The sequence below is a fragment of the Clostridium beijerinckii genome (assembly GCF_008705175.1).
Taxonomy (GTDB): Bacteria; Bacillota; Clostridia; order Clostridiales; family Clostridiaceae; genus Clostridium; species Clostridium beijerinckii.
This window is the reverse complement of record NZ_CP043998.1, coordinates 3,696,933-3,722,912: the sequence shown is the minus strand read 5'-3', so window position 1 is coordinate 3,722,912 and position 25,980 is coordinate 3,696,933. Positions and strand designations below refer to the sequence as shown.

The following is a 25,980-nucleotide window of genomic DNA, read 5'->3' as shown; positions in this document are numbered from 1 at the left end:
CACCACATAAATCTAGATTTGAAGTCGGATATCTATAATCACCAATGCATATTACAATTGATTTTCTATATTTTATTTTTTAAAGCAAATTTGCTGCACTTCTAAATTTTCTTTTGGAAATTAGTTAAAAAATTCAGATAATATGAATATGCTATAGTAAATCGAATGTTATATAATCGTTTTCTAAAATTTAAGGGGATATAAATGAGAGGAGAATTCTATGAAGATATCAAGAGGATGGAAAGTTCACAATAACATAACAGATGATGATATAAATGTGCTTAAGACAGCATTAAGTGAATTAATTGGTGTTGAGTATGAACCTAAAATCTTAGCTACTCAGAGCGTAAATGGAACAAATTATTGTTTTATATGTAAGTCAAAGGTTGCAGCGCATAATGGACAAGGTATTTCGAAAGTGATGATTTATAAGCCGCTTACGGGAAATGCAAAGATAACGAGCATTGAGTGTATATTATAAAATAAATCACAATAAAATTAGTTTAGTTGAAAGTAGGGATAATATTTCTGTGCTTAGTAAAATATTATCTCTATTTTTATTTGAGATTTATATTACATTGCCTCTTCTTTAAATAAATAACTTTAATATAATAAGGTATTACTTAGATTAAAACTTAGATGGATTGTAAAAATGGCATTCATAATATATTTTTAAACATATATATTTTAAGAGGTATTAAAGTGATGAATGATAGTACCACTTATAAAATAGAATTCGTACTGTTAGTTCAATTTTAAGTCGCCATTAAGAGTTTTAATTCATATTATGTATATATAAAAGAAGAGAGGTGAAGATAGGTATGTTAGGTATTGATCTTCAAGCAAGATTAAAAAACAAAGCCTTTTGGGTTGCAATAGCTAGTGCTATAGCATTATTAGTGCAACAATTAGGGTTAAATATAATTCCTAATAACTATACAGAAATTGTTAATACTATTTTAACAATCTTAACAATGCTAGGAATTATAGTTGATACTAGTACACCAGGTTTAAGCGACCAAACTACAAATGATGAAGCAAAAACTGTCCAAGCTTCAGATTCTAAAGAAAATAAATAAAAGCAATAAGTTAATGGAACAATAGTAACTGAATATTTGAGAGTAACCCTTTAGGGTTACTCTTTATAAATATGAAAATCGGAAGGGAGTATGAATTATGGGGTATATAAAAGGTATAGATGTATCAAATAACAATGGAAATATAGATTTTGGAGCTGTTGCAGGAGATGGGGTTCAATATGTTTATTTAAAGGCAACAGAAGGGGCAACATTTAGAGATAGCAAAATGGAACTATTTTATAGTGGCTGCAAAAATAATAACTTAAAAGTGGGAGCATATCATTTTTTAGTTGGGACAAGTACTCCAGAAGCACAAGCCCAGAATTTTTATAATAAGATAAAAGATTATAATTGGGATCTAGTGCCTATGATGGATGTAGAAACTAACTTTAGCGGACTTGCAGATTATGTTACAAGATTTGTTACTGCATTTGGCCAGCTAACGTCTATTCCATTAGGCATTTACAGTTATACAAGTTTTATAAGTTACCTTACCAATGCAAAATCAGTTATACAGGATATGCCTTTCTGGGAGGCTAACTATAACAATGATCCTTGGAATTTGCCATCAAATTTCTTTACCAATAGGGTAGGGCATCAATATACTGAAACTGGCAGAGTAAATGGGGTAAGTGAAGATTGTGACATAAATTCATTTACTGATGGAGCTTTAATAAGCAATGTTACTAAACCAGGACAATGGATTATAAAGGATAATAAGTGGTGGTATAGGCATACTGATGGAAGTTATACTAAAAATGGATGGGAAAAAATAAATGGAAAGTGGTATCTATTTGATAGTGAAGGCTGGATGCTTTATGATTGGAAGTTGAGTGGAGATTATTGGTATTACCTGGGAAATTCAGATGATGGATCAATGAAATCAGGATGGTTATTGAAAAATAATAAGTGGTATTACCTTGGAGACTCTAGAGATGGATCAATGAAGACTGGATGGCAGAAAATAAATGGTAACTGGTACTACTTTGGAACGGATGGAGCCATGGTTACTGGATGGTTTAATGTAGGTGGATACGATTATCTAACTTATTCTACTGGCGAGTTAATTACCAATATAGATATATACGGATATCGCTTTGATGAGAATGGACATGCTACAAAGTTAAGCTAGCTTGAACAGATACAATAATGGTATTTTGAGCATAGGGAGGGATAGATAAACCAATCAACAGCTTGATTTATAATTTGTAAATAAAAGATAATATCTTGATTAGTAACAAAATATAAGCGGTGAGTATAGATAATTCAACTATAAGTTAGATTTATACTGTTAAATATATCTTAACTAGAAATGAGTAATATACTTTTGTGGAATGTTTCATTGGTAATTCTGATGGATGTGATTCTTAATTGAAATTCCAAATCTATGATTTGGTCAATTGAAATTACTCAGTGAACGAAGTGAGTCGAGTTTCCTTTGAACTATTCCAAATGTGCTAGTTCAAAAAGTGAGAATCGAAAAGTGATGCTCCAAATTTTATATTTGGTAAGCAGAACTTTCTCTGTGAGCGCTTGTTCTTTGAGGCTAGCACTTTGGGTGCAACTTTATATCCTTAGAATCACCCATTAGAATTACCTAGAAACTGGAACAAAAGTATATTATTCATTTCGGTGAGGTATACGCATAAGTATAGGCTGTAGTTGTTGTATCTATACAAAGAGCGTTTTAAAAATTATCTACGTTAAAAGATATAATTAAATTTTAACTATTTCTTAATATTTTTGTACACACAAAATTAATATCAAAGTTATATTATATAGAAAGGAGGGCAATGAAATGGGAAATATAATTAAAATTAATATGTATGCAGAAATGAAAAGAAAAAGAAATAATAAATTAAACGTAACAACAATAGAAAAAGTTATCTTGGAATATAATAATTGGATAAAGAATACCAACAGAGAGGATAAAATAGAGAGTTATGAAAAGTTCCTACATACAAAATAGTCTATAAAGGGTAGTTTGCGATTTTAGTTCGTTAACTACCCTTTATTATTTTTAAAAGTAATTTAATTTAGATAATATTTTTATGTTAAAAGTGAGTAGAAATTTGAGCCTGAAATTAGTTAGAATGCCCTAAAATAAAGAGGCAGGGGGATGGCTTAAGTTTGTATGAAACTTAGGGTAAGCGTAATGTAGCTATGCATATACAATCTATCTTTGGGTACTATAGTAGTATAGAAAAATATGCATCTAGGAGGAGAACTAATGAGTAAAATGAAAAGAACAATTTTTAATTCACTTATATTAATCTTAGGTATTATGTTACTTGGATGTAGAGATATAGATTTAAGAAGTTCTACTGTAATAAATGAAAATGGGTCAGGTATTGTAAAATTGCAAGTTGTATATGATGATTTTATATCAACAAAATTAAAAAATGATGTAATTGATCATGAATGGGCTAAAGAAAATGGATATAATTTTAATAAGTATTTTAAAGACAATATGAATATTGAAGAAATTACCTATGAGTTCAAAGATATTAAAGAATTAGAGGAAAAAATAAATTCAAGTGGATTAGCAACAATGACTGATTTAAAAAGAGCAAGAGGAAAAGATGATGTATACACAATTGATGTAAAATTCAATAAATCAGCAATAGATAACTTAATAAAAAATAATACTGATGATCAAAAAGTATACAGTTATATTAAAAATATAAAATTTATTAATGAAGTTGAAGTACCAGGGAATGTTATAGGTTGCAATGCAGAAGAAGATGTTGATGAAAATACAAGAGTATGGAACTATAAATTGAGTCAAATAGACGATGATACTAAACTAGATCTTGCATATAAAATAAAGAAACATGCATTTCCAATTTCAGTATTACCTAATAATTAATTATATATGTTGCAATTCACAATGCACATTTCACAATTCACAATTACGGCTAAAATTCTTGCAATACTTTTAGAATTATCATGAAGAATTATTTTTGCAATATATATATCATATTAAAATTATAGATGGCTAAAGAGAGGTAAAGTTAATATATTTTTTTGAGTAAGAAAGTATTCAGATTGCAATGTATTCTACACATTTTAGGAATAAATAAACACCTAATTTAGTGAAATTATAAATGAAAAATCGTGATCGAAATATATACAATAATATGTGACGTTGATTGAAATTTTACATTATGTTAGAATAGATGAATAAATTTAACATGTAATAATTAAGGCTGAATTGTTTTTTTGATTCAATAGTTCAACATGATTAGCTGTTCTAAGATAAACTTTAAAGTTAATTGTATTCACTAAAGGATAAAAGCCTGAGAAGTATTTTAATAATATTTCTATTGGCTTTTTTCTTTTTGTATATTTTAAACTATAAATTTGCGATAAATAAGGCGTTTAAAAATGAGAAGAAAGGATGAAAGAAAGATATGTCGGAAAAAATATTAACTATCAGATTATTAGAAGAAAAATATGGAGTGTGCAGATTAAATAACAACGAATCAATTCCTGAATGGATAAAAAACAGTGATTTTTTTTCTATAACAAAGACATGTGATGAATTATCAATAGTATGCCTTGAAAAAGATATACCTGATGAAGTTAAATGCGAAAAAGAATGGAGAATTTTAAAGGTTGAAGGTCAGCTGGACTTTTCATTAGTAGGAATTCTTTCATCAATTAGTACGATTTTAGCGAAAAGCGGAATAAGCATATTTGCAATTTCCACTTATGATACTGATTATATCCTTGTTAAGGAAAAAGATGTAGATAATGCTATGAAAGCACTTATTAAAAATAAATATGAGGTTATAGTTTAAGGAGGAATATCTAAAATTAACTAATACAAGCTATCTGTACTACTTCTGTTAACATTTTTATAGATTATATTTTGTGATAGTGGTTAAGATATTACTGCCAAACAAAATAAAAAAAATTAAGGGAGGTAGATTCATATGGCTTCAAACAATAGTGGAAGAAACAGAACATTAGTACCAGAGGCAAAACAAGGGTTAAACAGATTAAAAACAGAGGTTGCTTCAGAAGTTGGATTAAGCAATTATGAAAGCATGGATAAAGGAAACCTTTCTTCAAGACAAAACGGTAGCGTTGGTGGAGAAATGGTAAAAAGAATGATAGAAAGCTATGAACAAGGACTATAATAAATAAAAGTAAAGCACTAAGAAGATTCTTAGTGCTTTGCTTTTTTCTCTGGAAATTATAGATAAACAATATATAACTTAGACTTATGTAATAATCCACCGAAAGGAGAAACATTGTTATTTCACAGGACTATGAAAATTTCGCTGAAAGCACTAAATTGCAGGCTTCACCACTAATGCTTGTTCTTTGAGGCTAGCACTTTGGGTGCAACTTTATAGCATTAGAATCACCCATCAGAATTACCTAGAAACTGGAACAAAAGTATGTTATTCATTTCGGTGAGTTATATGCATAAGTTCAGGTCTTAGTTGGATTATCTATAAAGCTAAATCTGAGTAGAAGTTTTAAAAGCGGTAAGAAAATATAATATGTGAAACAGATATCTGTGTATTTTCCTTTTTTAAGAGTTATTATATTCTATTAGTATTATTGACATCACATGGTAAAAGGTGTAATAGTAATATGTGTAGGGAGGAATGGCAATGAATAAAGTGAAAAAGTTGTCCTTAGTAATCTTAACTATCTTGTCAATACAAATTACTAATTCTACTATGGCTAATGCATATTGGAAACAAAACAGTCAAGGATGGCAATTTACTAAAGGAGAAGCTTACTCAGTTGGATGGGATAAAATTGATGGTAACTGGTATTATTTTGATAGTGATGGAATAATGGAAACAGGATGGATTAATGATAATAATAAATGGTATTATCTAAATGATAGTGGAGCTTGGGAAGAATCTAAGACTACTACTGTTGTTCCAAATGATATTCAGGTTATGTATGATATAATTAATATTTATAATGATTCTGGAACTATTAAATATGAGAATAAGGGATTCATTAATCAAATAGGATTAAGTGATAAGAGTTTATATAAATTCTCTGCAGAAGACCAAGTTGGAAACAATATTAGTGAATATTACTATGATTCTTCTAATGGAAATGTATATAAAATAAAACAAGGAATTACAACACTGCTTAATTCTAATATTACTATAAATAACACTAATACTCAGATTTCAACGATTGAAGCTGTAGAGAAAGTAAAAGATTATCTTCTAGCGAATGGAAAATATGTTCCAAGTAAAGTTGAGTATGATCATGATGAGTCTAACTCTTATGTAATTCATTGCTATGATACAACAGGAGAATACATAACAACTGGCGGATGGTATTATGTAGATAAATTTACTGGAAATGTGACATCAATGTTTTAGAGCTATAAAATAAGAATAATCTAACGTAGAAAGTTAGGTTATTCTTATTTTATATTCATTATAATTTGTTTACATAGAGATCATGTTGGCTGAAAATTATATTGTCATATATTTTAAAATGGATAAACATAAGAAGTGTCAGGAGTAGGATCTTTTTCTATATTTTCAACAGCTATAACTGGATCTATTCCATATTCAGAAGTATTAATTTTAATTTTCCCCTTTATTTTTACCCAGGTACCATTATCATATGAACCTGAATCACCGCTAGAACATTCAATTCCTGCAACTTGAAGATCAGCAGCACAACACACCATCATAAATCGTGCAATTATAAATTGATTTTCTTTTAAATCTTTATCTCTATATACAAATCCTGAAATTTCTATTTCCTTTCCTTCATATTTTTTAGGGTTTCCTAAAATCTCATCAAGAGAAGATACAAAGTTATTAATGTTTACTTCTATAATATCATTCACAATGTTTAGCTGAATCTTATCTACTTGACCTTGCCCATCACTTTCGGATTTTCCACTATACAATTCATATGTTGAGTTAAGGGAAGGCAAGTTGTTATTTGAATTATTGGAAGAGCTGTTAGTAGATGATGATTCGTTAAGATTACCATTTGTATCAATGCTTTTAGTGGCAGAATTTGCGCTACCACTTTGCATAAAAAGTATCATAATCAAAGGAAAAATAAAGATAAAGTGATTCTTAATTTTAAATTTTTTTCTATTATTATAAAAGATATCTGAAATTAAAAATAAGGTAATTATGAACATCGAAATCATTCCAAAGATTGCAAAGGGTATAATTCGTGGATGTACATATGTGAGAATTTCATTACTTACAATAATTTTTAAATAGAATATTGAAAAACCTAATAGTATTAATATTTTTGCAACTACTTCCGCATTAATTTTTTTCATATTTTCATCTCCATATCAAATTAAAGAGTATCTTAAGATAAAATATATTGCCTAAGATAAGAGGATATTCTAAAATTGCTATATTCTTATATTCTTATATTCTTATATTCTTATATTCTTATATTCTTATATTCTAGTATGGCATGGATCTGTGTGGACTTAGGTTAATATTATGGACACATTTTTTTGAATCTAGGTCAATGATCTGTACACACCTTCTATTGAATATGCTATTATTACTAAAATCCTTCTCATTGCTGAGTAACAAGTAGAGTCTTGGATTCATTGGTGGTTGTATAGATATCCAGACCCAAATATATACCAATACTTTAATCTTTGTGAATTATACTAGAAATTAGATACATGTTTGTGAAAGCGGCATTTGAAATTGAGTTGTGATGGTTCTTAGTTGAAGGTTGTTCCATTTTCTGCTTGTCCTAAACTTGCTTTTGGAGCATGCAGAAATGGGTTCAACCTTCAACTTAGAACTATCCAGCGAAAATTTCATTAGTCCGCTGGAACAAATTTGTATCTAATTTCGGTTTTGCCACACATAGATATAATTTCAAAATTGGATATCTATAGCCTAAGGTTAATAAGAATACTAAATGATACTACAATAATAAAAAATATTAGCTTTATGGCAAATTTTCTTTTGAAGTTTCCAAAAATCATAATTGTATTTTTTATATCAAGCATAGGGCCAACAACTAAAAAGCCCATTACAGAGTTAACTGAGAATTGTTTTAAAAATCCCTTAGCAATGAATGCATCTGAGGTTGAACAAACTGAAAGTACAAAAGACAATAATATCATTGCAATTAGAGGGGGTATATTACCACTCAAAATTGGAATGTTGGTACCGGCAGATACTATATTTTGAAAAATGCTAGATAAAAATGTACCAATGATCATAAACTTTCCTATATTAAAAAATTCATCGCCAGTATGAATAAATACTGCTCTGATTTTTTCAAATTTATTTCTTGAATAATCATAGTCATCATTACAAAAACCGCATTCGCAACTTAATGCATTATTATTAATACTTAATATATCATCATCTTTCCTTGTTAGAAAATGCATAATTAAACCAACTAGAATAGAAATTATTATGCCTGCAACAATCCTATAAATTACAACTGCCTTCATACCTTGAAAGGCGTATATTGTTGAAATTATAGCTATTGGATTTACTATTGGGGCAGATAACATGAAAGTAATACTAGCAGCTATAGGAACTTTTTTCTTTATAAGTCCTTTTACAACAGGAATAGTTCCGCAATCACATATTGGAAAGAGTAAGCCAGCAAGAGCTGCAATAACACATGACAAGAATATATTTCTTGGAAAAAATTTAATAAATGTATCCTTTGGGATACAAATTTGTATTATTGCAGATACAAAACTTCCAACTAAGATAAATGGTATACCTTGAATTAATATGCTAATGAATACAGTATAAAAATTTTTAAACTTGTCCAAATAGAATAAATACTCATTACTATCAGTAATAGATAATGCAGCAAAACACGTAAATGACAATATTAGAAGGCTCATATAAAACATAGTTTTAATTGCAGAAAAACTATGACTACTAATTTCTCTATATTCGTCTTGATGTATTTCTTTAATATTTAATGAAGGCTCATGCTCTAATAAGTTAGCCGTTTCATTAATTCTCTTTATTTGATTCTGAATATTTAAGAAGTCTTTTTTGTTGATATTATTTATATTGTTTAATATTATTGTCTTGCTATTATAGATTTGAGTACTTAACATGCTTTTCATATTTCTGAAATAAATGAAGAACTTTTTCGTATCAATTAAGGTTACGATATCGTCAATTCTGCATAACTTTCTTAAATTTTTATTATTGAACATATTAATTATAGAGTTAGAATTTTTCATACCATTAACTTCAATAAATATTCTATGGGGAGAATATATTTCTAAAATTTTGTTTATATACTTTTCATTAATTTCTTCATTAGAAGTATTTTCGATGTTTATAATATTCATATTTTCATTTGAATTTATAAATTCATTTTTTATTTTGCTTTGTCCAAATTCATCTTGGATGACAACAATAGTTTCATTTTGTAAATCGCAATTTTTAATCATAGAATTTATAAAATTAGTTTTTCCAGACTGTAAGAATCCTAGTATTATTTCTATTTTCGTTTTCATATAAATCTCCTTGTTGCAATGTATTTGCATTTAAATGTATTATATTACCATATATGTAAACAAACAAGAATAATATTGTGATAATTTTTGGCATTATTTTTATATTTATAGATATCTAACTTTAAAACTACATTTATGTGATAACTTACCGAAATCATAAATATTTTGATTCCGAAAAGCTATGAAAATATCGCTGAAGGTTCTAAGCAGCAGGTTGTATCCAATTTGGCATGCTCCAACTTTCAGTTTGACAAGCTAAAATGGAACAACCTACAGCTAAGAACCTTTAACAGCTCATCTTCAAATGTTTTCTCCACAAACATATTTATGATTTCTAGTGAAGATATGAACTTAAACTTCTAGTAATTTTGTGAATAGCTTCATCTAATAGGTCTATTTATTGAGCTGTTTACCTATAAAATTGATAAACTAAGAGGGAAAGGTTATGGGGCAGATAATGCACAACTATAAGAGAGTTTGATAAAATGATTAAAAATAGTTAAGCTATATAAATAGGGAATGATGAAATTTTATAGATAAACAAATCAACAGCTTAATTTATGTGGTAACTTACCAAATTATAAATATTTTTTCTGAAAAGCTATGAAAATATTGCTGAAGATTATAAGTAGCTCATTTTCAAATGTATTTATGATTTCTAGTTAAGATAATCATTTAGATATAGTAAGTATGGAAATATTTCTATATAATAAATCTAATCTATTACATATATAATGTATGGTTCAATATATATCTAATTCGTAAATTAGGCATATATAGATAAATCGCTTATAAGCTAAAATTTATACTATGAAATATATCCCAACTAGAAATGGGTAATATACTTTTGTGGAATGTTTCATTGGTAATTTTGATGGATGTGATTCTTTGGCTATAAGTTGTTCCAAATGTGCTAGTTCAAAGCTTGTCTTTGAGGCTAGCACTTTGGGTGCAACTTTATAGCCTTAGAATCACCCATCACAATTACCTAGAAACTGGAACAAAAATATGTTATTCATTTCGGCGAGTTATATGCATAAGTTCAGATCTTAGTTGGGTTATCCATAAAAGGGAAGGGAGAGGCATGAAATGAAATACAATACGTTATTATTTGATGTTGATAATACATTACTTGATTTCGACGCAAATGAAGGAGAATCGTTTAAGAGTTTAATTAGAGATAAGGGTGAAATATATTCAGAAGAATTGTATGAAGTTTATAAAAAAATCAATCAAGGCATGTGGGCTGATATTGAACTAGGAAAGATTAAAGTAGATGAAGTATTAAATACAAGATTCTCTAAGTTGATGTCTGAGTATGGGAAGAGTATAGAGGGTGGAGAGTGGGAGAAGACCTATAGATTGTATTTAAATCAAGGAGTGCAGTTAATGCCAGATGCCCATGAGGTTTTGAGTAAACTGCATGAAAAGTATACTTTATATATCGTTACTAATGGAATTGCGAGGACACAGTATTCAAGAATAAATGGCGCTGGAATTTCACAGTACTTTAAAGACTGTTTTATATCAGAAGATATAGGTGCTAATAAGCCAGCAATTGAATTTTTTAACTATGTCAAAGATCATGTTAAAGGGTTCAATGAGGCAGAAACATTAATTATTGGAGATTCTATCACATCAGATATTAAGGGAGGAAATCTCGCTGGAATTGACACTTGTTGGTTTTGCAAGGAGGGAACAGTAAATGAATCATCAATATCTCCTAACTATGAAATACATTCGTTAAAGGAATTACTTCAAATACTATGATGATAAGAATAATAACTTTGAATTTTATTAATTGGTTTGATTTGGGATGATTAAATTAAATTTATAGGTTATAATGCTATTAAAAGTAACTATGATATCGAATAAATAAAGAGCTTAGGCTAATTGTTATGCTAGAGGAAATATATATTAGTAAATAAGCAAAAACTAAAAAGAAATTGAGTTTAGTTAAATATATTTGAGTATTTACTGATAAGGTTACTAAAGAGATATCAATAGTAAAAGGGAGGAATTAATATGAAATTAGGAATTGTTGGAGCTGGGATGATAGTAAAGGATTTTCTTTCAATTAGTCATCTTTTGCAAGATATAGAATTAGAGGCTATTTGCGGAACGCCAAGAAGTGAAGAGGCATTGAATGAATTAAAAGATAAGTATGGGATTAAGAAGGTTTTTTGCGATTATGATGAACTACTAAATAGTGATTTAGATATAATTTATATTGGTGTGCCAAATAATTTACATTTTGAATTTGCTAAAAAAGCATTAGAGGCTGATAAAAATGTTATAGTTGAAAAGCCATTTACATCAACATATAAGGAATCATTAATTTTAAGTGATTTAGCTAAGAAAAAGAAATTATTCTTATTTGAGGCTATAACTAATCAATATTTCCCAAATTATAAAAAGATAAAAGAGTTACTTCCGACTTTAGGGAATATAAAGATTGTTCAGTGTAATTATTCTCAATACTCTAGCAGATATGACAGCTTTAAAGAGGGGAAGGTATTACCTGCTTTTGATCCTAAATTCTCTGGTGGAGCATTAATGGATTTAAATATTTATAATATTCATTATGTAGTAGGTTTGTTTGGTAAACCAGAAAATGTTGAGTATTATCCAAACATTGAGAGGGGAATAGATACATCAGGTGTATTAATCTTAGATTATGGAAAATTTAAATGTGTTTGTGTTGGTGCAAAAGATTGTAAGGCACCTATAGCAAATAATATTCAAGGAGATAAAGGCTGTATATATCAAGACACTCCAGCCAATGTTTGTAAGAGATTTGAATTACTTATGAATGATGGAACTAGCTCAGAAGTAAATGAAAATAATTATGAACACCGTATGGTTAATGAATTCATTGAATTTTCAGAAGCTGTCAAAAATAATGATTTAGAAAGATGTTATAAAATGCTAGATCATAGCTTGATAGTTAGTGAAGTTCAAACAATTGCTAGGCATAAAGGTGGAATAATATTCCCAGTAGATGATTTTACAGAAACAGAAAGTTAATTTGAATTTTGTAATAGGATAGCACAGCAGCTTATGTATCAGGCATACTAATCTTAGACCAATGTATGTCTGATTCTTTATCCGATAGTAATATCGCCAGCTGCTGCATGATGCTGATCTTTTATGAAGTTAATCTATTTATATAATCTAAATCTAAACTATTATCAATGATTTTATACTCTTTATTTGAGTTATCATAGTCATTTATAATATTAATATATTCTTTCCCCTGTATGATAATCTCGGTAGTAATCCTGCTTTTATCATAAATGTAAATATGAATAGCACCCTTTGTTTTATTCGCTGTACTACCATAATGTCGAACTAATTTTATGTTGGAAACATTAGCTAAAAGTTCATTGATTTTAGCCTTATCTTTAATTGATTTATCTTGTCTTGAAAGTGTACTTCTAATCTCTATTTGTTCAATATTTTCTTTGTTATAATTATTTAATAAAAAACTATTCAAAGTTTCAGGTTTATGATATAAGTAATATCCTGTTCCTAAAGCTAATATTAATAAAATTGAAAAAAACAATATTGAAAATTTCTTTTTATTTCTCATAAATAATAACTCCTAACATACAAGTTATGTAAACCAAATTATACCATAATATTAAACTGAATTATATTTCAAAATAGGTTTATATATAAATTTTGTTTTTTAAAGTAACTTTTATTGACTGCTAGTACCACATGGAAATGTGGGTGATAAGTATACTGAATTGAGATGATTTATATTATTGGCATAGCTAGGGGATTATTGATCTTAATGCACAAATGAATTATAAATTAATACAATGAAAGTGAGTTAATTATTTGTAGGAGAATCAATAATATTTTATGGAAAACAATAATAATCAAATGAGTAATAATGATCATATGAACAATGATGATCAGTTACAGATAGCAATTCAGGGGGTAAAAAAAGCAATTCAAGGAGAAAGAGAAGATGAATTGTTTTATGATTATCTTATTAGTGAAGCGCCAACAAATGAAGAGAAAGAAATAATATCATCTATTAGAGATGATGAGCGCAGACATAATATGTTGTTTAGAGGGATCTATGAAGATTTTACAGGTGATATGGATGCTACAATGGAGGGTGAAGAAGAAAATTTTGAGGTCCCTGAATCATATTTAGAAGGTATTAAGAAAGCTTTATTTGGAGAGCTAGCAGCAGTAGAAAGATATAGAGCTATTAGGAGAGGACTTCCTGAAGGAGTTTACAGGGATGTATTATTTGATATAATTACAGACGAATTAAAGCATGCTTCAAAATACAATTATCTATTTACATTAAATAGTATTGGAAATAATTCATCTATGAATAGAAGTTTAATGAGACAAGACACAGTTATTACAGAAAATATAGATAACACAAATGATCGTATTCCAGATGATTGGGTTAGCTATATTTCTCCACTAGTTAGCCGCGCTTTAACAGAATCAAAAGAAGAGGTTAACTCTGAACATTTGTATCAAGAATTTATATTATCAGGTGTACTTGTTGGTTTAGGAAAGAATCCTAATGAGGCCATGGAACAGATTGAAGAGTGGCGAAAATCAGGAGCTTCAAAGAAATTAGCTATGAGCAAAATGAGCAGATATTTTAATGATTTAGATAACATTTAAATATAAATATCCACCTATAATCTATACTTATGTGTATACTTCACCGAAATGAATAATATACTTTTGTTCCAGTTTTTAGGTAATTATGATGGGTGATTCTAGGGCTATAAAGTTGAACCCAAAGTGCTAGCCTCAAAGAACAAGCTTTGAACTAGCACATTTGGAACAACTTATAGCCAAAGAATCACATCCATCAAAATTACCAATAAAACATTCCACAAAAGTATATCACTCATTTCTGGTTTGAAGGTATTTCATAGTTTAAGTATAGTTTATGATTTCAAGTGAAGATATTAACTTAGAGTTTTAACAACTTTGTAAGTATATTCATATTAATCTTTATAAATTAACTAATGAAAAAGCGTGTAAAATGATTTATAATTTCCAAATTTTTAATACCACAACATTCATGAGTGTTGTGGTATTTTATTAAGAAATATTCATGATAAGCAACTATTAAGAGTCATATTCATAATATAAATTATTAATAAATTCTTTGGAGAAAGATATGTTTGATAGAAGTCCATATAGAACAATGATGAGAGCATTAGAAAAAGCTACTGCATATAGAAGAGACGGGATAATTTATATATTTGTGACAGGTGAGATGCCAACGCCATGTGATGAAGTTAAAATAGTTGGCACTTATCCAGGCAATATTGTGCATATAAAAGATCCAGGAGTAGCAGAACTTTTTATTAAAATGGGGCGTAAGCCTGAAGAAGAAGGGGAGTATTGCATTTCTATAGTGATGCCATTTTTTATTGAGGAAGAGATAGAAGATTCGAATTATGATGAGGTAGCAATTTATGTGAATGACAATTTGTATAAAAGGATAGAGGTCGAAGAGTGGAATGAGACATTTGCGCGCGTGACAAAGGAGTAAATGTTATACATTTACAGTATAGTGATTTAGATTTTTATTGTCTTGTAATTATGAAAGAATCTATATACCACAATATTCAGGTATGTAGCTAGATTTGTGTATAACAAATCTACTACATTCTTTTTTTTATTCTATAGGAATTTATAATGTAATAGAATCTGTGGATAACTTATGAAGAAGGCTATTTAATTAGTTTTTGTATAGAAAAAGAATAAAAAAGAAATCTTATTCGCCTGCCAGATTTTCCTCACATGCGTTCGGAAAGGCAGATGCGTAAAAAAAATCTACGGCTCCACAGTCGCCTGCGATTTTTTTATTGTTTCATGGTAGATTTGAAATAGTATACTTTAAAATAACAAGTGAGGATTTTAAAGGAAATTTCACTCTCAAATTGTCCGTGGCCCCTTTTAAATTATTACTAATCAAGATATTATCTTCTTGATTGTATAAGCACATTTTTAGGTGAGGTATATGTTGATGGTGTTATTGAAGCAGATGAAGTATTCGTATAGAATACATGGTGTTTTGTAAATTATGTTATAATAAGCATTATAAAAAAACTATAATCAAGTAAGCAATAGCAATTAATTAAGAGCATTATTTAAAAAGACCAGCTAATAATAGTCAAGTTAATTTTCAAAAAAATAGTTTTTGGAAAAAGAGTATGGCAAACAAACCGTTTCAAAACACGAACGGTTACAGAAATTGGAATAAAATTAAGCGACTTTGTTTAAAGAGTTATTTTCTAGGAACATTTGCTTATGTATTTTGGGATCTCTTTGCTCAAACGGAGTTTGATTTCGGAGAACAGCAAAAATGTAGTTTATAATTTTATGCATTATAGAGACTAAGGCGATTTTAGGCTTTTTGCCTTTAAGGTTTATTTGATAATAATCTAATAGGACTTTATTTATAGGAACTCCATTACGATTGTTACGGATTGAAGCTAGTGCAACAGAATATAATGCTCTTCGACCGATTCGAGTTCCTCTTTTTGAAATTTTATTATCATCGCCTTTAAAATTACCTGATTGATTAACTGAGCTATCAATACCAAAGAAAGCTACAAGATGTTTGGGCTTAAGAAAACCATCAATATCACCTATTTCAGCTATTATAGTAATAGCAGTTAATTGCCCTATGCCAGGAATTGAATCAATTAGTTCAATATTAGCTCTAATAGATTCAGGAAAAGTTTCAGACTGTATAAAATTGTTAATTTTCTGTAACAATGTATCAATCTCTGATTGAATAGTTTTTATTAATGTTATAGAGTTGGCTATTTTGACGGCTAAACCGTCTAACGGTAAGCCAATTATTTTAGCTTCATTAGCAACCTTAAATAATTTGGAATATGTATTTTCCGACCAGATAATGCCCTTTTTAGAGCTATCAAGGAAAATCTTAATTATATTTTCCTTAGGTGCCTCTAAAATTGATTGTGGCGTTGGATATTGACTTAAAAGCTCAATTGAACTTTTAGATGTTGAATCTGAAAATATAGTATTATAGCCAGGAAAAATAACTCTTAAATCAGCGGATAATTTTTTCTTAAAAGTAGAGCTAGTATCTGTAAGTTTGTAATACTCTCTTACAAGATTTTTCAGAAGAAAAATATCAAGGCTAAGTTGTTGTGATAACTTAATGTTTTGAAATTTTCCTATTGTTGCAATAGATAAAGCGTCTTTTTTATCATTTTTCACTTTTCTTATGTCGCCATTTTTGTTAGACTTAGTAACGAGTGGATTGATAACAAATGTGTTATCGAAATATTTATTAAGATAGTGGAAAAGAGATAAATGGTACACGCCAGTGGACTCCATGAAAATTGCAGTTTTCATGTTAAACTCTTCTTCCACTTTTTTTATTTCATTAACTAAGTGGTTGAAGCCATTGAGATCATGCTTTATTTTAAATGACTTCTTATAAATATCACCATTCGGTGCGAGTATTGCAGTATATGAAAAATCAGCTGAAACATCAATTCCTATTACAGGACTATAAAAAAAATTAGACATTGTATATATCTCCTTAAATTAAATTTTAGATATAGAATAGAACTTCCACTCTGTCAGATAGCTTATAACCTTGTTTGTGACACGGGTAATTCCCGAAGGGAAACCCAACCAGCTAAACATAGAATTCTACCTGATGAAATGATACGCTTTTTTACGGGTATAGGTTCTAAAAGACCTCCCAGGAGGTTTACATCTATCTTCTATTCAGGAGTATTATACTAGACTATATAAAACTTGGTTAGATTCCTTTAAGGAATTTAAATAAAAAACTATTTAAGATATGAAATGCATATTCCCTATCGGGGCGTAGGCAAAGTAATAAATTAGAATATTAAAAATAATAAGAGGTGTAATGTTCGTTAGAAAGATAAATAGTTTTCTATCAAATGTTACAACTAGATTATACAAGGAGGTTCGTTAATGAAGATTATTAGCAAAACTAATGGTATTAATTTTGGAGTTTCAAGTGAATTTAAAAGCGAATATCTTGCACCAATAATACAAAATTTACTGTTTAAAGCAGAAAATGAGTGGGATGATTATAATGAAGTTTATCATTGCTGTAAATTAATTGAGAATGTAAGAAACAATGAAAATATAAATATGGACTTTCATATTATGAAGAAAGACGAAAAATGTTTAGGTGTTGCTCTTGTTAGTAGTGGCATTCTTGATTATAAGATGTTTTTTAAAGAACCTATAAAGATAAACGAAGAGGATAAAGACATTTTGATATTCAACTATTTTCATATAGCCCAAGAAGGCAGAGGAAATGGAGAAATGTGGTTGAAGAACATAATACAATATTATAAATCTAAACATTATAAAGCAATTTATTTAAAATCAAGTCATCCTAAGGTATTTTCTATGTATAATCGTTTGGGCATAGAAGTAGGAGAATATTCAAGTTATAGTGATAACAATTTATTTCATAGGAAAGGAAAAATATTTAAAATTACACTTTAAAGACATATATATAAATATTTCATAATTTTCATATATATTAAGTATTGTAGGTGGGAAATCCCACTTATAATTTTTATAGGCTATATTTCAACATTATATTAAGACATAGCCTATTTTTAAGATAATTTTAGCCTTTTACTCTACATATTTAATTAAAGCTTCTCGTTCTAGTATTATTACCTTTTTATATTTTAGTTTAATATATCCTAGTTTGCTAAAGTAGTTTAATATCTTGGTGGTTGTAACTCTATTTAGACCAATGCAAGAAGCGATTTCTTCATGAGAATAAGGAATGCAATCTTCGCTTATATTTTTATCTTTATTAGGAACAGCTGTCTGTTGCAATAAAAAATTAGCTACCTTTTCATAACGATTATAAAAGTAAGCTTGGTTAAGCAGACTTGAAAGATGATTACATGTATTTGAAAGCAACTGAAAAAGCAGAATCATCAATTCTTTTGATTGAGTTAGGTAAGGATACAGATCTTCTAATGAACAAGAAATCAATTCAACATCATTAACCGCACTTACTGTAGTAGGCTGTTTTGAACTTTGAATGAAAGATGATTCACCAAATATTCTACCTTTTTCAACTATCTCTATTGTAATTTCACTACCGTCTTTTGAAGAAGAATATACTCTTACTCGGCCAGCCTTTATTAAGTATAAATGGGTTGCGTTATCATCTTGCATATAGATAATATCATTCTTATTATATGTTAATGATTTTCCAACTTTTTCAAAATAATAATATAATTCTTCTGGAATTTTTATTTTATCCAAATTTTTCACCTTCTTTTATGAGATTGTAACATAGATTACATTTTTGTTTCAAGTATTATGGTATTCTGTGTCTTGGGGTGATAATATGAAAGGAAAAATCAATAGTTTAATTTACATTCTTCTAGGGAATATATTAATAGCTTTTGCTATTAGCACATTAATATTAGAGAATAATATTATTGTTGGTGGAGTTACAGGATTAGGAAGAGTGATAAATCATTTTACTGGGGCAAGCTTGACAATAGTTGTGTACATTATAAGCATTGCATTATTTTTATCGGCATTATTTTTTTTAGGAAAGAAATTTGCTTTATCTACTTTAGTATCTACATTTTTATTTCCTATTCTTTTGGACTTTTTTGAAAAGCATGAAAATTTGCATCATTATTGCAATGATATATTATTATCATGTGTCCTTGCAGGATGCTTAATAGGAATAGGAGCAGGACTTATATTAAAAGCAAATGCATCATCTGGTGGAATTGATATTATAGGAATTATAATAAATAAAAAATTTAATACTCCAGTTCATATCACTTTAAATGTCATTGATTTATGCATTTTAACTTTGCAGATTACATTTTCAAGTGCTACTAATGTACTATATGGTCTGGTTGTTGTATTTTTAACTTATTTTATGTTAAATAAGACTTTAACTTTTGGAAAAGAAATGATACAAGTAGTTATTATGAGCGATCATTATGATGAAATAAAAAAGGCTATTATCTCAGAGGCAGATACAGGAGTAACTTTATTGCATGCAGAAAAAGGATACTCAAAAGTTGAAGCTAAAGCTATCAGCACAGTTATTCCAGCTGAGAAGCTGCAAAAAGTAAAAAATATTGTTAATAAAATTGATTATAGCGCTTTTATAACAGTATCAGACGTTAGGGAAGTTGGGGGAAGAGGATATACTCTAAATCGTGCATATGACAATTTAGATGTGTCTACAATGTAATTAATAAAGAATGATTAATAATAGTAATTTAAATGCTCAAGGTGAAATATTTATACTAAAATTGATAATTTAAAGGATGCTATAAAGCCTAATACAATAATGTATTTAAAGAATAGTTTAAAATCATAGCTTGGCAAGTATGTTAAAGAAAAAGATCCAAAGCCAATAAATCATTTTATAGAATTTTTTAAAGCTGCATATCCTGAAAATAGTAGAAGAAAAGATTTTACATGGGTGTTAATGGATGTAAATAGCATATCAGAGGAACAGGCATGGACTACTTTAACTTACATTAATAGAGAGTGCCTAAGTAATTATATGAGACTAAGTTCTTCTCAGAAAAAAGACATAATAAAAGTAATTAAGAAATTGATTGCTAAAGGAAATGTTAAATTTATAAATAATATGAAAAGTCTTAAACAATTCACTGATATTTTAGGGATAAATATCATAAATGATGGTAAAGGATTCAAAGTAAAACATAAGATTATCTAAAGTTATCTAATACAAGCTATCTGTACTACTTTTGTTAATATTTTTATAGATTATAATTTATCATACTGGTTAATATATTACTGCAAACAAAATATTAATTAAGGGAGGTAGATGTATATGTCATCAAATAATAGTGGAAGAAACAGAACATTAGTACCAGAAGCAAAACAAGGATTAAACAGATTAAAAACTGAGGTTGCTTCAGAAGTAGGATTACATGATTACGAAAATCAAGATAAAGGAAATTTATCTTCAAGACAAAATGGATACGTTGGCGGATACATGGTTAAGCACATGATTGAAAGCTACGAACAAGGTTTAAAGTAATTAGTAACATAGAATAATAGAAAACCATTTCTTCGCAATATAATAACTATCCCCTTGCGGTTAAAAAGCCAGCAGAGCAATATAACATTGTTATATTTGTTCTGTTGGCTTTTTATAATGTTTAAAGGAATATATGCTAAATGATTATAGATAAACCACCTATAGTCTATACTTATGCGTATATCTCGCCGAAATGAATAACATACTTTTGTTCCAGTTTCTAGGTAATTCTGATGGGTGATTCTAAGGCTATAAAGTTGCATCCAAAGTGCTAGCCTCAAAGAACAAGCTTTGAACTAGCACATTTGGAACAACTTATAGCCAAGGAATCACATCCATCAAAATTACCAATGAAACATTCCACAAAAGTATATTACTCATTTCTGGTTGGAATATATTTCATAGTTTAAGTATAGTTTATGACTTTTAAGGAAGAAATGAAATTGAAGTTTTTGTAACTTTCTAAATATGCTTATCTAATGAGTATATTTAATAGTCTATTTACCTATATATCCGATTTAAGAATTTGACATATACATCAGGTTAGACGATAGATAATGTTTATCTATAAACTATGCAAAATAAATGAAAAGAGGTTATAATTAGTAATATAATAAATGCATTAATTCCAAATAAATCATATATGCTTGCGACTCTTTATAAAATATGGAGAATTAAGATAAGATTTATTGCTAAGGAAGTATGCAGAAAATTATTAAGCCGTGGAAGTGAGAGTATTGGATCATGTTATAGAATTGTTTAATCATTACGGATATATAGCAGTGCTTATAAGTTTAGTGTTAGAATTAATAGCATTTCCTTTGCCTGGTGAGGCACTAATGACTTATTGTGGATATGTTGTTTATATGAATAAAATGAGTTATCTGCTCAGCATTATAGTGGCTACAAGTGGGGCTATAATAGGCATTACTATATCATATTTCATTGGCAGGGCATTAGAAATAAGATTAATTGAGAAATATGGATTTTATATTCATCTAAATAAAAATAGGATGGATAAGATTTCAACATGGTATCAAAAATATGGTGGTATATTGTTGATTGTAGCATATTTTATTCCAGGAATAAGGCATATTACAGGCTACTTTTCTGGTATGACTAAGGTATCATATAAGAAGTTTGCGATTAGTGCATATTTAGGTGCATTAATATGGACTACTACATTTATATCATTGGGAAGGGTTCTTGGAGCAAACTGGAATAAATATAATGAAATATCAAAATGGTATCTATTAATAGCAGTTTTAATCGCTATATTACTAATACTTCTTTATATAAACTACAAGGAAAAAATAAATGTATTTTCTAAATTTCTAAAAGAAGAGTTTTGTAAAATACTTTATTCAATGCTTAAAGTAAAGGTATTGGTTACTGGATTAGCAGTTTTATTTTTGATATTTATAGTTGTTATGATAGGATTTATTTAAGATTAGTAAGTTAAGATTTGATAGAGAGTAAAAAATAAAATATATTCGCCAGTGATTTTGCTTGTCTTAAAGAATTGATTATTTAAGTTAAATTGGTGAAGATTACTCTTGTGGATGTAGAGCATGAGATGAAATTTATAAAAAAAGGATGATGCAAATGAATATTACATATGTTGAACATAGCTGTTTTTCAGTTGAACTTGATAAAGTAGTTTTGATATTTGATTATTTTAAAGGTCAGCTTCCAGATTTTGATCCAGAAAAGACAATATACGTGTTTTCAAGCCATAATCACCATGATCATTTTAATATAGATATTTTTCAGTTATTAAATAAATATCCAAATGTTGTGTACATTTTTTCAAAAGATATCAAGAAGAAATTTGGTAGAAAATTTTTTAATACTCATGGTGTTGATGATGAGGTTTATGAAAAAATAGAATTTATAGATATTAATAAAACTTTTGAAATATCAAATTTGAAAATAGAGACTTTAAATTCCACAGATGAGGGCGTAGCATTTATTGTAACAGCAGAAGATAAAACAATCTATCATGCAGGAGATCTTAATTTATGGTGGTGGAATGGAAGAGATCAAAAGGATAATGAAAATGCAAGAGAAAGATTTGAAGAAGAAATTAATAAGATAAAGAATCGACATTTTGATGCTGCATTTGTAGTTTTAGACCCTAGACAAGGAGAAGAATTTTATTTAGGATTTGATTATTTCATGAAAAACACTAATACAGATAAAGTGTTTCCAATGCATTTTTGGGGAGACAGCTCCGTAATAGAACGATTAAAGGAAATGAAATGTTCAGAAGATTACCGTAATAAAATATTTCTTTAATAAATTAAAAAAAGAGTGAGTATTATGTTGTTAAGTTTTTTAACATATAACAAACAACAATTGGCACTCTTTTTTGCTTATTATATTTAGATATCTTGGACTACTTTAATAAATATAGATACATTGTTATTCAACTTTTTTAAATGGGATAACATTATTCTTTTTAGGCATATCTGTGAAATTATCATCTTCGATCTCCTTTTCAGTAAAACTTAAATCAAGATCTTTATTTAGTAGTTTAATAAATGATATAATTCTTTCTCTACGAGTTTGAAATAGCATTTTGTTCATTAAAATTCTCCTTTTTACAAAAATTAATATGAAAATAGCTTGCCCTCAAATGAATAAAATATTCAAAATTAGGCACAACAATTCTATAAATTTAAAAATATATAATTTAATAAAACTAGCCCCTTAATTAATAAGGGGCTGGTAAAAGAGAAGAATAATGGCCGGGGGTGCAATTTAATAAGTTTGAATGTTGTATCAAGAGTAGTCTATGAAACATTGTAATATATATTCAAGTTATAATTAGTAAAAATAGAGTTTTTAGGATAGATTGTTTTAATTTATTAATGACTACTCATAAGCACTTATTTTTAAGATATAAATTTACTTTTATATTTGATATTATGTATGAAATTGGTTAAACGTAGGCAAGATGTTATATTAATACTATTTTTTCTAATATTTTTAAAGAGTATAAGTGTAAGTTAAGGTTAATATATTAGTGTCAAAACAAATTAAAATAAATCAGTAGAAAATAGAAGCAAACCCTCCTTATGCAGCAATTTTGGCAACATACCTTACTGGTTTATCTGATAAAATTATAAAAAAATTCTTAAAGATATTAACAAATAAAGGAGAATTAATTATGGATTCTATAAACAAAATAGATAGGCAAATTTATGAGATGGAACAAAACCTTCTAAATATAATAAAGGAAAAAGTTGATTTGTTCGATCCTGAGGTAATTGTTGCAAGTCAACAATTAGATTCTATTTTGGACGAGTATAGCCATTTAATTCAATTAAGCTAGATTAGAAATCTAGATAAAAAAGAGTTCTTATAAAGAGGGGCTCTTTTTTGTGATATAAATATAGATAAACCAAGTATGGATTAGAATCATACATATAGCCAACCGAAAGTAAAAACATTGTTGCTTCGCAGGACTATAAAAATTTCGCTGAAAGTGCTAAATTGCAGGTTGTCGCCACTTGTGCTTGCTCCCACTTTCAGTGTGACAAGCACAAGTAGAACAACCTACAATAAAGCACTTTTAACAGCTCATTTTTAAATGCCTGCTGCGCAAAAATGTTTCTACTTTCGAGTATTGAATATATTTCAGGAGATAAACCAACTGTGATCTATACTTATGCATATAACTCGCCAAAATGAATAACATACTTTTGTTCCGAAAAGCTATGAAAATATCGCTGAAGGTTCTAAGCATCAGGTTGTATAATTTTAGCATGCTCGAACTTTCAGTTTGACAAGCTAAAATAGAACGACCATTAGCGGAAACTCTACTCACGTTCGTTAGCTGAGTAAGCGATTATCACTAAATCAAAGATTTGGGTTCTCTGCTTAAGAGCCTTTAACAGCTCATTTTCAAATGTTTTCTCCATATTATTACCCTTGTAGTTACAAATATATTTATGATTTCTTGTGAAGATATGAACTTAAAGTCTCTTAGTAATTTTGTAAATCTGTTCATCTAATAAGCCTAACTCTTAGGTTGTTTATGAATAGGCTCCAGAATGAGAGTCGAAATTATATGGATATCAGTCCAAATTGAATATATATTTGTTACAGATGAATATGAAAATTTCTCTGCGTAATATATTTCAAACTTTCAATGGGGAACCCTATGATAAACCAATTAAAAGTTAGATTTATACTATGGAATATATCCTAACTAGGAATAAGAATTATGCTTTTGTGAAATGTTTCATTAGGAATTTGATGGTTTTGATTCTTAGATTAAAAGTTGTTCCAAATGTGCTAGCTCAAAAAGTGAGAATCGAAATTTTACATTTCGTTCTTCGAACTTTCTCTGTGAGCGCTTGCCTTTGAGGCCAGCATCTTGGGTACAACTTGTGATCTTAGAATCATCCATCATAATTTCCTTAGAAACTGGAACAACAGCATAATTCTTATTTCGGCGAGATATACGCATAAGTATGGATTATAGTTGGTTTATCAATAGAAATTGATTTATTTTTGGGCGATTATTCCGTAGAAGTCTTCACCAATATCTATAGTTGATATAGTTGAAAAATTAAGTTCATCTAATAGTTTTATTAGATCCATCCTGTCTAATCTACGTTCAATAGGAGGTCCAAAATTACTATCAATTTTTTCCCATTCAAGTATAGCAATTTTCCCTTCTGGGCATATTATTCTCTTTATTTCATTTAAAAATCTCTCTTTTTCTTCTACTTCATGAATTATGTTACTTGCAAAAGCAAATGTGACTGAATTACTTTCTAATTTTAAGTGATTTTCTTCTGTTAAAATAGCCTCAACATTCGATATATCATTTTCAATTATTTTTTCTTCAACATCTTGCAGCATTTCATCTGATATATCAAGTGCTAATATCTTACCGTTTTTTCCTACAATTTTAGAGGCGGGAATAGTAAAATATCCAATGCCGCATCCTATATCAGCCATTACATCTCCAGTCTGCAGATCAAGATTTATAAGTGTCTGTTCAGGTGGCAATATTTTTCTTCTCTTTTCATTTTCTATCTTGAGCGTGTCTTTTGCATCTAATTTGTGTGTCATCATTTAAAAAATACACCTCCTTGTATAATCTAGCTAAAATTTGTTTTAGGCATATGAAAGATAATAATGAACCAAAGATTTATTGGGTATTTTGCGTGGTTTTTCCACCAGCACTACCATTTTGTCTCGAAGAGAGGTTCGTTTATTCATAGCCTTCGTGTCATATATAAGTTCAATTAAATTAAGCTGGAATATAAAATTTCTTATTAAAGGTTTCACATAAAAAGATA

26 protein-coding genes are annotated in these 25,980 nt (G+C 28.5%); 19 read left to right on the top strand and 7 right to left on the bottom strand.

Going from position 1 to position 25,980, the window contains the following annotated elements:
• The first annotated feature begins 220 nt into the window (after nucleotides 1-220).
• The 8 genes from F3K33_RS16655 (at nucleotide 221) to F3K33_RS16625 (ending at nucleotide 6,445) form a co-directional block, all read left to right on the top strand.
• The gene (locus F3K33_RS16655) at nucleotides 221-481 is read left to right on the top strand and encodes a hypothetical protein (protein WP_017211070.1); all 261 of its coding nucleotides are present in this window, start codon (nucleotides 221-223) and stop codon (nucleotides 479-481) included.
• A 340-nt stretch (nucleotides 482-821) separates the two neighbouring features.
• On the top strand, nucleotides 822-1,079 hold the full coding sequence (locus F3K33_RS16650) for a phage holin (RefSeq protein ID WP_012059448.1): 258 nt from the start codon (nucleotides 822-824) through the stop codon (nucleotides 1,077-1,079).
• A 97-nt stretch (nucleotides 1,080-1,176) separates the two neighbouring features.
• Complete coding sequence (locus F3K33_RS16645; protein ID WP_039769440.1) at nucleotides 1,177-2,211, top strand: GH25 family lysozyme; 1,035 nt, start codon at nucleotides 1,177-1,179, stop codon at nucleotides 2,209-2,211.
• Between the two features lie 666 nt (nucleotides 2,212-2,877).
• Complete coding sequence (locus F3K33_RS26450) at nucleotides 2,878-3,048, top strand: hypothetical protein (RefSeq protein ID WP_017211073.1); 171 nt, start codon at nucleotides 2,878-2,880, stop codon at nucleotides 3,046-3,048.
• A 261-nt stretch (nucleotides 3,049-3,309) separates the two neighbouring features.
• Complete coding sequence (locus F3K33_RS16640; RefSeq protein WP_017211074.1) at nucleotides 3,310-3,948, top strand: hypothetical protein; 639 nt, start codon at nucleotides 3,310-3,312, stop codon at nucleotides 3,946-3,948.
• A gap of 544 nt (nucleotides 3,949-4,492) precedes the next feature.
• Complete coding sequence (locus F3K33_RS16635) at nucleotides 4,493-4,882, top strand: ACT domain-containing protein (RefSeq protein WP_039769438.1); 390 nt, start codon at nucleotides 4,493-4,495, stop codon at nucleotides 4,880-4,882.
• A 135-nt stretch (nucleotides 4,883-5,017) separates the two neighbouring features.
• Nucleotides 5,018-5,224: an alpha/beta-type small acid-soluble spore protein gene (locus tag F3K33_RS16630; RefSeq protein WP_012059444.1), complete on the top strand. Its 207-nt coding sequence runs from the start codon at nucleotides 5,018-5,020 to the stop codon at nucleotides 5,222-5,224.
• Between the two features lie 483 nt (nucleotides 5,225-5,707).
• Nucleotides 5,708-6,445, top strand: a complete 738-nt coding sequence (locus F3K33_RS16625; RefSeq protein WP_039769430.1) for a cell wall-binding protein — start codon at nucleotides 5,708-5,710, stop codon at nucleotides 6,443-6,445.
• A 113-nt stretch (nucleotides 6,446-6,558) separates the two neighbouring features.
• On the opposite strand, the gene F3K33_RS16620 is transcribed toward F3K33_RS16625, so the two are convergent.
• Complete coding sequence (locus F3K33_RS16620) at nucleotides 6,559-7,377, bottom strand: TIGR03943 family putative permease subunit (protein ID WP_039769428.1); 819 nt, start codon at nucleotides 7,375-7,377, stop codon at nucleotides 6,559-6,561.
• A gap of 579 nt (nucleotides 7,378-7,956) precedes the next feature.
• Entirely contained in the window at nucleotides 7,957-9,567 is a 1,611-nt protein-coding gene (locus tag F3K33_RS16615; RefSeq protein WP_039769426.1) for a permease, read from the bottom strand.
• A 1,089-nt stretch (nucleotides 9,568-10,656) separates the two neighbouring features.
• Between F3K33_RS16615 and F3K33_RS16610 the strand changes: the two genes are divergently transcribed.
• Complete coding sequence (locus tag F3K33_RS16610) at nucleotides 10,657-11,337, top strand: YjjG family noncanonical pyrimidine nucleotidase (RefSeq protein WP_039769423.1); 681 nt, start codon at nucleotides 10,657-10,659, stop codon at nucleotides 11,335-11,337.
• 255 nt (nucleotides 11,338-11,592) lie between these two features.
• Complete coding sequence (locus F3K33_RS16605) at nucleotides 11,593-12,594, top strand: Gfo/Idh/MocA family protein (RefSeq protein ID WP_039769421.1); 1,002 nt, start codon at nucleotides 11,593-11,595, stop codon at nucleotides 12,592-12,594.
• 121 nt (nucleotides 12,595-12,715) lie between these two features.
• Here the strand turns inward: F3K33_RS16605 and F3K33_RS16600 are convergent, their stop codons facing one another.
• Nucleotides 12,716-13,159, bottom strand: a complete 444-nt coding sequence (locus F3K33_RS16600) for a hypothetical protein (RefSeq protein WP_039769419.1) — start codon at nucleotides 13,157-13,159, stop codon at nucleotides 12,716-12,718.
• A gap of 278 nt (nucleotides 13,160-13,437) precedes the next feature.
• On the opposite strand from F3K33_RS16600, the gene F3K33_RS16595 reads away from it, so the two are divergent.
• Both F3K33_RS16595 and F3K33_RS16590 read left to right on the top strand, forming a co-directional pair.
• The gene (locus F3K33_RS16595) at nucleotides 13,438-14,229 is read left to right on the top strand and encodes a ferritin-like domain-containing protein (RefSeq protein ID WP_039769417.1); all 792 of its coding nucleotides are present in this window, start codon (nucleotides 13,438-13,440) and stop codon (nucleotides 14,227-14,229) included.
• A 508-nt stretch (nucleotides 14,230-14,737) separates the two neighbouring features.
• On the top strand, nucleotides 14,738-15,115 hold the full coding sequence (locus F3K33_RS16590; RefSeq protein WP_039769415.1) for a hypothetical protein: 378 nt from the start codon (nucleotides 14,738-14,740) through the stop codon (nucleotides 15,113-15,115).
• A 716-nt stretch (nucleotides 15,116-15,831) separates the two neighbouring features.
• Here the strand turns inward: F3K33_RS16590 and F3K33_RS16585 are convergent.
• Nucleotides 15,832-17,133, bottom strand: a complete 1,302-nt coding sequence (locus tag F3K33_RS16585) for an IS110 family RNA-guided transposase (protein ID WP_154862465.1) — start codon at nucleotides 17,131-17,133, stop codon at nucleotides 15,832-15,834.
• 420 nt (nucleotides 17,134-17,553) lie between these two features.
• Here F3K33_RS16585 and F3K33_RS16580 point away from each other — a divergent pair, with 420 nt between their 5' ends.
• On the top strand, nucleotides 17,554-18,099 hold the full coding sequence (locus F3K33_RS16580) for a hypothetical protein (RefSeq protein WP_039768287.1): 546 nt from the start codon (nucleotides 17,554-17,556) through the stop codon (nucleotides 18,097-18,099).
• A gap of 135 nt (nucleotides 18,100-18,234) precedes the next feature.
• On the opposite strand, the gene F3K33_RS16575 is transcribed toward F3K33_RS16580, so the two are convergent.
• Complete coding sequence (locus F3K33_RS16575; protein ID WP_236886673.1) at nucleotides 18,235-18,891, bottom strand: Crp/Fnr family transcriptional regulator; 657 nt, start codon at nucleotides 18,889-18,891, stop codon at nucleotides 18,235-18,237.
• 76 nt (nucleotides 18,892-18,967) lie between these two features.
• Between F3K33_RS16575 and F3K33_RS16570 the strand changes: the two genes are divergently transcribed.
• From F3K33_RS16570 to F3K33_RS16550, 5 genes are all read left to right on the top strand, one after another.
• The gene (locus F3K33_RS16570) at nucleotides 18,968-19,840 is read left to right on the top strand and encodes a YitT family protein (RefSeq protein ID WP_039768283.1); all 873 of its coding nucleotides are present in this window, start codon (nucleotides 18,968-18,970) and stop codon (nucleotides 19,838-19,840) included.
• A gap of 240 nt (nucleotides 19,841-20,080) precedes the next feature.
• A complete protein-coding gene (locus F3K33_RS26820) occupies nucleotides 20,081-20,335 on the top strand; it encodes a hypothetical protein (RefSeq protein ID WP_243141351.1) in 255 nt (84 codons plus the stop codon).
• A 117-nt stretch (nucleotides 20,336-20,452) separates the two neighbouring features.
• A complete protein-coding gene (locus F3K33_RS16560) occupies nucleotides 20,453-20,662 on the top strand; it encodes an alpha/beta-type small acid-soluble spore protein (RefSeq protein ID WP_012059430.1) in 210 nt (69 codons plus the stop codon).
• A 737-nt stretch (nucleotides 20,663-21,399) separates the two neighbouring features.
• The gene (locus tag F3K33_RS16555; protein ID WP_039768280.1) at nucleotides 21,400-22,110 is read left to right on the top strand and encodes a DedA family protein; all 711 of its coding nucleotides are present in this window, start codon (nucleotides 21,400-21,402) and stop codon (nucleotides 22,108-22,110) included.
• A gap of 157 nt (nucleotides 22,111-22,267) precedes the next feature.
• Nucleotides 22,268-22,960: an MBL fold metallo-hydrolase gene (locus tag F3K33_RS16550; RefSeq protein ID WP_039768277.1), complete on the top strand. Its 693-nt coding sequence runs from the start codon at nucleotides 22,268-22,270 to the stop codon at nucleotides 22,958-22,960.
• Nucleotides 22,961-23,086: 126 nt separating this feature from the next.
• On the opposite strand, the gene F3K33_RS26440 is transcribed toward F3K33_RS16550, so the two are convergent.
• The gene (locus tag F3K33_RS26440) at nucleotides 23,087-23,251 is read right to left on the bottom strand and encodes a hypothetical protein (protein WP_023973835.1); all 165 of its coding nucleotides are present in this window, start codon (nucleotides 23,249-23,251) and stop codon (nucleotides 23,087-23,089) included.
• A 583-nt stretch (nucleotides 23,252-23,834) separates the two neighbouring features.
• Between F3K33_RS26440 and F3K33_RS16545 the strand changes: the two genes are divergently transcribed.
• Complete coding sequence (locus tag F3K33_RS16545; protein ID WP_012059427.1) at nucleotides 23,835-23,999, top strand: aspartyl-phosphate phosphatase Spo0E family protein; 165 nt, start codon at nucleotides 23,835-23,837, stop codon at nucleotides 23,997-23,999.
• Between the two features lie 1,178 nt (nucleotides 24,000-25,177).
• Here F3K33_RS16545 and F3K33_RS16540 read toward each other — a convergent pair.
• Nucleotides 25,178-25,753, bottom strand: coding sequence for a class I SAM-dependent methyltransferase (locus F3K33_RS16540; RefSeq protein ID WP_084670490.1), 576 nt, complete (start codon nucleotides 25,751-25,753; stop codon nucleotides 25,178-25,180).
• Nucleotides 25,754-25,980 lie beyond the last annotated feature (227 nt).

Bases quoted from the DNA above. Each gene is read 5' to 3' on its own strand.
- F3K33_RS16655 (WP_017211070.1), top strand. From the start codon at position 221: ATGAAGATATCAAGAGGATGGAAAGTTCACAATAACATAACAGATGAT.
- F3K33_RS16650 (WP_012059448.1), top strand. From the start codon at position 822: ATGTTAGGTATTGATCTTCAAGCAAGATTAAAAAACAAAGCCTTTTGG.
- F3K33_RS16645 (WP_039769440.1), top strand. From the start codon at position 1,177: ATGGGGTATATAAAAGGTATAGATGTATCAAATAACAATGGAAATATA.
- F3K33_RS26450 (WP_017211073.1), top strand. From the start codon at position 2,878: ATGGGAAATATAATTAAAATTAATATGTATGCAGAAATGAAAAGAAAA.
- F3K33_RS16640 (WP_017211074.1), top strand. From the start codon at position 3,310: ATGAGTAAAATGAAAAGAACAATTTTTAATTCACTTATATTAATCTTA.
- F3K33_RS16635 (WP_039769438.1), top strand. From the start codon at position 4,493: ATGTCGGAAAAAATATTAACTATCAGATTATTAGAAGAAAAATATGGA.
- F3K33_RS16630 (WP_012059444.1), top strand. From the start codon at position 5,018: ATGGCTTCAAACAATAGTGGAAGAAACAGAACATTAGTACCAGAGGCA.
- F3K33_RS16625 (WP_039769430.1), top strand. From the start codon at position 5,708: ATGAATAAAGTGAAAAAGTTGTCCTTAGTAATCTTAACTATCTTGTCA.
- F3K33_RS16620 (WP_039769428.1), bottom strand. From the start codon at position 7,377: ATGAAAAAAATTAATGCGGAAGTAGTTGCAAAAATATTAATACTATTA.
- F3K33_RS16615 (WP_039769426.1), bottom strand. From the start codon at position 9,567: ATGAAAACGAAAATAGAAATAATACTAGGATTCTTACAGTCTGGAAAA.
- F3K33_RS16610 (WP_039769423.1), top strand. From the start codon at position 10,657: ATGAAATACAATACGTTATTATTTGATGTTGATAATACATTACTTGAT.
- F3K33_RS16605 (WP_039769421.1), top strand. From the start codon at position 11,593: ATGAAATTAGGAATTGTTGGAGCTGGGATGATAGTAAAGGATTTTCTT.
- F3K33_RS16600 (WP_039769419.1), bottom strand. From the start codon at position 13,159: ATGAGAAATAAAAAGAAATTTTCAATATTGTTTTTTTCAATTTTATTA.
- F3K33_RS16595 (WP_039769417.1), top strand. From the start codon at position 13,438: ATGGAAAACAATAATAATCAAATGAGTAATAATGATCATATGAACAAT.
- F3K33_RS16590 (WP_039769415.1), top strand. From the start codon at position 14,738: ATGTTTGATAGAAGTCCATATAGAACAATGATGAGAGCATTAGAAAAA.
- F3K33_RS16585 (WP_154862465.1), bottom strand. From the start codon at position 17,133: ATGTCTAATTTTTTTTATAGTCCTGTAATAGGAATTGATGTTTCAGCT.
- F3K33_RS16580 (WP_039768287.1), top strand. From the start codon at position 17,554: ATGAAGATTATTAGCAAAACTAATGGTATTAATTTTGGAGTTTCAAGT.
- F3K33_RS16570 (WP_039768283.1), top strand. From the start codon at position 18,968: ATGAAAGGAAAAATCAATAGTTTAATTTACATTCTTCTAGGGAATATA.
- F3K33_RS26820 (WP_243141351.1), top strand. From the start codon at position 20,081: ATGGATGTAAATAGCATATCAGAGGAACAGGCATGGACTACTTTAACT.
- F3K33_RS16560 (WP_012059430.1), top strand. From the start codon at position 20,453: ATGTCATCAAATAATAGTGGAAGAAACAGAACATTAGTACCAGAAGCA.
- F3K33_RS16550 (WP_039768277.1), top strand. From the start codon at position 22,268: ATGAATATTACATATGTTGAACATAGCTGTTTTTCAGTTGAACTTGAT.
- F3K33_RS26440 (WP_023973835.1), bottom strand. From the start codon at position 23,251: ATGAACAAAATGCTATTTCAAACTCGTAGAGAAAGAATTATATCATTT.
- F3K33_RS16545 (WP_012059427.1), top strand. From the start codon at position 23,835: ATGGATTCTATAAACAAAATAGATAGGCAAATTTATGAGATGGAACAA.
- F3K33_RS16540 (WP_084670490.1), bottom strand. From the start codon at position 25,753: ATGATGACACACAAATTAGATGCAAAAGACACGCTCAAGATAGAAAAT.